General features: G+C 60.4%; 3 protein-coding genes and 1 pseudogene. 1 reads left to right on the top strand and 3 read right to left on the bottom strand.

Going from position 1 to position 3743, the window contains the following annotated elements; translation table 11 throughout:
- Positions 1-1854: YbcC family protein (locus tag VGP75_RS01855; RefSeq protein ID WP_327542030.1), on the top strand; the 1854-nt coding region annotated here is incomplete at its 5' end.
- Here the strand turns inward: VGP75_RS01855 and VGP75_RS01850 are convergent.
- The 3 genes and pseudogenes from VGP75_RS01850 to VGP75_RS01840 form a co-directional block, all read right to left on the bottom strand.
- Positions 1851-2957, bottom strand: a complete 1107-nt coding sequence (locus VGP75_RS01850) for an alpha-hydroxy acid oxidase (protein WP_327542029.1) — start codon at positions 2955-2957, stop codon at positions 1851-1853. The two genes, VGP75_RS01855 and VGP75_RS01850, sit on opposite strands and share 4 nt — an antisense overlap.
- The gene (comE, locus tag VGP75_RS01845) at positions 2958-3512 is read right to left on the bottom strand and encodes a sulfopyruvate decarboxylase subunit beta (protein WP_327542028.1); all 555 of its coding nucleotides are present in this window, start codon (positions 3510-3512) and stop codon (positions 2958-2960) included.
- A pseudogene (locus VGP75_RS01840) lies at positions 3509-3743 on the bottom strand (sulfopyruvate decarboxylase subunit alpha); the annotation flags it as partial. The pseudogene VGP75_RS01840 and the gene comE, both read right to left, overlap by 4 nt.

Genomic DNA, 3743 nt, shown 5'->3' with positions numbered 1-3743 from the left:
GGCTTTGGAGAGCTGGTTGCGAATATACCTGCACGCACGCGCACGGCACTTGTCGCAGCGGTTGATGTGCTTGGGTTGTCGGCCGAGGCAACGGAGACATATTTTCACCAGTTGCTGCTGGGGCTTGGCGGCTGGTCGCAGGTGGCGCGCTATCGGTTGTGGCAGGCAGAGCTTGCAGGCGGAACCGATCTAACGACGACCGATTTACTGACGATCCGTCTGATCTGGGAACAGGCGCTCTATCGGAAATACGCTACAGAGATCGAAAAGAAGTGGGCGGAGATTGCGAAAGCGCACGCCACACCTGCGACGCCATCATCCGATCACCTGATTGATGCAACCTTGCAAGCGGCAGCAGAGTTTGCCGGACAGCGCGCGCTGGCCGAAACACTGGCCAGCACGTCTGTGCCAACGGCCGAAGGCCGGCCCGCGCTACAGGCCGCATTTTGCATCGATGTGCGGTCCGAGGTCTTCCGGCGGGCGCTGGAAAGCGTTGATCCCTCTATTCAAACGCTGGGGTTTGCGGGTTTCTTTGGTCTGACCGCATCGCACCAGAGCTTTGCCTCCGATGTGGCCGAACAGCGACTGCCTGTTTTGTTGAACCACGGTGTGACCAGCCATGCCAGCGCGGATGCAACGGCGGATCAAACCGCGCGGTTCAGCGCCCGTGCCAAACGCGCGTGGGGGCGGTTCAAGCTGGCGGCGGTATCATCCTTTGCATTTGTCGAGGCCTCCGGCCCGATCTATGTCGGCAAATTGCTGCGGGATGCGCTGGGTATGGACGCGGCCAAGGGGCCTGACAGCCATGCGCCGGTACTGGATGAAAGCTTTGGTTTGGAAGACCGGATCGGGGCGGCTACCGCGATCCTTGGCGCGATGTCCCTCACGGGCAATTTTGCGCGGCTCGTTTTGCTCGTCGGGCATGGCGCGAATGTCGTGAACAACCCGCATGCCAGCGCGCTGCACTGCGGTGCCTGTGGCGGGTATTCGGGTGAAGTGAACGCGCGGCTCTTGGCGGGGATCCTGAACGACAAGGACGTGCGGGCAGGGCTGGCCAAGAATGGAATCGCGATCCCCGAGGACACGCTTTTTGTCGGCGGGCTGCACGTTACGACGACAGATGACGTCACGATCTATGACGGTGATTTTGCGGGGCACGGGCACCGGAGCCACCTTGCAAAGGCCCGTGACTGGCTGGCCTCGGCGGGCAAGTTGGCACGGACAGAACGTGCTTTGCGCCTGCCGCGTGCCGCCAATGGCGATGACGTGGCAAAGCGGAGCCGTGACTGGTCCGAGACACGGCCCGAGTGGGCGCTGGCAGGGTGCAAGGCGTTCATCGCGGCACCGCGGACACGCACCAAAGGCAAGGGATTGGCGGGGCGCGCGTTCCTGCATGATTATGACTGGCAAAAGGACGAGGGTTTCGGTGTGCTTGAGTTGATCCTGACCGCCCCCGTCGTCGTCGCAAGCTGGATCAGCCTGCAATATTATGGATCGGTTGTGGCCCCTGACGTCTTTGGGGCGGGCAACAAGCTTTTGCACAATGTCACTGGTGGCGTGGGTGTGGTTGAGGGCAACGGCGGCATCTTGCGCGGCGGGTTGCCATGGCAGTCGGTCCATGATGGCGCGGGTTATGCCCATGATCCGCTGCGGCTGTCGGTCTGTGTCGAAGCGCCCGCCGAGGCGATCACCGCGATCTTGGAGAAGCATCCGAACGTGCGCGCGCTCTTTGACAACGGCTGGCTGCATTTGTTCACGCTGGACCAGAATGGCGCCATGTCCCAGCGCTATGACGGTGACCTGAAATGGATGGCGTTTAATGCTGTCGCATCTGCGGGCGCGCTTGCGGCCTAGCCTTTGTCAGCGGTCTCTGCGATCAGGGACCGCTTGCCAATCTGTGCGAGTGTGATGCTGGTTTCGTTTCTCAGGACCGACCAGAGTTCACGCAAGCCGTCCTCGCCTCCGGCGGCGATGGCAAATTGCAGCACACGACCGAAGAAGGTGAAATTTGCGCCTTGGGCGTAGGCTTTGACTACGTCTTCGCCGCTGCGCAGGCCGGTGTCGTAAAACAGCGGGTAATCGGGGCCAAGGGCCTCGCGGATTTTTGCGAGTTCGAGGATGGGCGGCGGGGCGCTGTCGAGTTGCCGTGATCCGTGGCTGGAGACCTGAATTGCGTCAACGCCTGCTGCTTTGAGTGCCAGCGCATCCTCTGCGTCCAGCACGCCTTTCACCACCAGTTTACCCGGCCACATATCGCGGAGGCGCGCAAGCGTGTCCCAATCTGCCCTCGCGCGGCTTTCGGTGCGGTCAAACGCATAGCCATCCATGTCAAAATTCGCCATTTGCGGCTTGCCCGCATAAAGCGAAGTCAGCGACCAGCGCGGGTGCAGGGCAAAGTCGATGAACTGTTTGGGCCCGATCTTGAATGGCATGGTAAAGCCATGGCGGAGTTCGCGCGGGCGGCGTCCCACCTCGGCCACATCCACCGTCAGCACGATGGTCTCATAGCCCGCAGCCTTGGCCCGTTCGACCAGTTTGAAGGTGCCGGTCCCGTCGCCACTGAAGTAGAGCTGGAACCACGCGTTACCCTCAGCCGCTTCGATCAGGGGCTCCATCGCAGTTGAGGCCACGGTTGATACCCCTAAAGGCACGTGTTCGCGTGCAGCCAATCGCGCCAGCATCATGTCGGCACCAGGGCCGGACAGATTGCACATGCCCATCGGACTGATGCCGAAGGGAGCTTTGGTCGGTTTGTCCCACAAAGGCACCGATAGCGAACGGTCACTCACATCGCGCAAGACGCGCGGGCGCAGTTCCAGATTGTCAAAGGCCGCACGGTTACGCGCGGCCCCTGTCTCGGTGCCGGCGGCACCGTCGATATAGTCAAAGACCATCCAGGGAAGGCGCTTGCGTGCCAGACGCCGCGCGTCTTCGCTGGAATGGATCTTCGGTGCCATTTAGCTGGCCACAGCCTTCATAAAGCGGTCACGGATGACAACGGGGTCCATGGTGATAACAGGCAGCTTGATGTTGCCGCTGTCACACTTGCAGACGATGATCGTCATTTGCTTGCTGTCGATCGCTGCCTGCAACACTTTGCCGGTGTCCACGTCCTTGCAGACAACCACGTTTTCACAGCCACAGGCCTTGGCCACGTTTTCCAGCTTGGTTTTCTTGCCTGCATAGGTCGGCTGGTCGCCGGTTGAACCGTAAGAGCCATTGTCGATGATCAACAGGATGAAGTTGTCGGCCACGTTGTTGGCGATCGTCGGCAGGGTGCCGAGGTTGGTCAGGACAGAGCCGTCACCGTCAATAGAGATGACTGTCTTGTCCTGCGCGAGGGCAAGACCCAGACCGATGGAGGATGACAGACCCATGGTGCCAAGCATGTAGAAATTCTTGGCGTTGTCGTCGATCATATGCAGCTCTTGGCTGGGAAGGCCGATATTACAGACAACCAGTTGGTCATGCAGGATTGGCGCAATTTCGCGCAGGATTTCTGAACGGATCATTGGTCGCCGTAGCCTCCCCAGAAGGACGCATCCGTGAGGATCGCCACAGGTTTGTTGCACATGAAGGTGTATTTCAGGATTGCGTCGAGTTCGTCCGCGTCGCTTTCCTTGTGGAAGTGATAGGTCGGGATGTTCAACTGGTTCAGCAGCGCCTTGGTGTGCACCGCCATTTCCACCTGACAGGCCACCGGCTCGCGCAACTCGCCGCGGTAACTGATCAGCATCGGCAAT

It is taken from the genome of Yoonia sp., from assembly GCF_036007805.1.
In the GTDB taxonomy this organism is placed as follows: domain Bacteria; phylum Pseudomonadota; class Alphaproteobacteria; order Rhodobacterales; family Rhodobacteraceae; genus Yoonia.
This window is presented reverse-complemented; position numbering and strand designations above follow the sequence as displayed.

Excerpts from the sequence above, each read along its gene's own strand:
- VGP75_RS01850 (WP_327542029.1), bottom strand. The coding sequence starts at position 2,957 with ATGGCACCGAAGATCCATTCCAGCGAAGACGCGCGGCGTCTGGCACGC.
- comE (WP_327542028.1), bottom strand. The coding sequence starts at position 3,512 with ATGATCCGTTCAGAAATCCTGCGCGAAATTGCGCCAATCCTGCATGAC.